This is a genomic window from Oleiphilus sp. HI0066, assembly GCF_001635725.1.
Genome location: NZ_LWFH01001526.1, coordinates 1 through 830, shown reverse-complemented (window position 1 = coordinate 830; position 830 = coordinate 1). Strand labels below are relative to the sequence as shown.

At 41.8% G+C, this 830-nt stretch carries 1 protein-coding gene; it reads left to right on the top strand.

Annotated elements, in window-relative coordinates:
• Nucleotides 1–830: lipopolysaccharide assembly protein LapB (locus A3738_RS23770; protein WP_156504459.1), on the top strand; the 830-nt coding region annotated here is incomplete at both ends.

Genomic DNA, 830 nt, shown 5'->3' with positions numbered 1-830 from the left:
ATCTGTTGAAGCACTTGCTATCAATTCAGCACAAGAAAGCGAAGAAGGAAAACAAGCACTTCTTACCCTGTATAAAGATTTATTTGAACAATATCCAGAGAGCTGGGAGGTGCAGTACAGCATTGCATTAGTTCAACGCAACTTGAAGCAATGCGATGAAGCGATTGCCAACCTAGACGCTGTGTTAAAAGTACAACCACGATTCCAACAAGCAGCTATCGTCAAAGCTAACTGTTTGAACGAGAGCGGAAAGAAACAAGAAGCGCTTGAATATTCAGCTGATGCGTTTGACGACTTTCCAGATAACAATGCAATTGGGAGACTATACGCAAGCCTCCTTATTGAGCGTGAGCAAACAGAAGATGCAGCAAACGTGTTTGCTCAACTTATAGAATATTACCCTGAGTCTCCAAGCTTAAAACTTTCGTACGCTCTTCTACTTTTAGAAATTAACAAACCAGAAGAAGCAACTGTCGTCTTCGAGCAATTGAAAAATTACCCTGCGCACAAAAACGACGCAAACTACTACCTTGGTCGATATTCAGAAGAACAGGAACAACTTGAAGAAGCACTTAACTACTTCAAAGCCGTCTCACCTGGAACACATTACAATTCGTCTGTTGAACGTCAGGCCTACATACTTACCAAGCTTGATCGCCAAGATGAAGCGATCGAATTACTTGCAAGCCTGCGCAAAGAACAGCCAAATAACGAAGTCAGATTATGGCTCATTGAATACAAGCTATTGAACACATTTGAACAACGTGACGCAGCATTAGAGAGCCTCGACAAAGGTATTGCTGATCATCCAAATGATGAACAACTCGTCT